Origin of the sequence: Neisseria sp. P0013.S005 (genome assembly GCF_051958425.1) — a bacterium.
In the GTDB taxonomy this organism is placed as follows: Bacteria; Pseudomonadota; Gammaproteobacteria; order Burkholderiales; family Neisseriaceae; genus Neisseria; species Neisseria subflava.
In genome coordinates, this window is the sequence record NZ_JBQCVL010000103.1 from 1 (window position 1) to 232 (window position 232).

General features: G+C 62.9%; 1 protein-coding gene. It reads right to left on the bottom strand.

Translation table 11 applies throughout. The annotated features are described in order from the left end of the window. The coding region (locus ACTHTA_RS11670) for a hypothetical protein (protein WP_440379649.1) at window positions 1-232 on the bottom strand (232 nt) is incomplete at both ends.

The following is a 232-nucleotide window of genomic DNA, read 5'->3' on the forward strand; positions in this document are numbered from 1 at the left end:
GTGGTGACGCGCTCGCGGCTCAAGCGCGGGCGGAAATGATGCCACAACCGCCATGTGACCTCGGCATCCTCGGCCGCATATTCGGCCGCGCGCGCGATATCCACCTCGGCAAAACCGATCTGGCTCTTGCCGCTGCCGATGAGATCCTTGATTGGCAGGCAGCGATGGTCCAGATAGCTCTGCGCCAGCTCATCCATGCCGTGATTGTGGCTGCCCGCGTTCAGGGAATAGG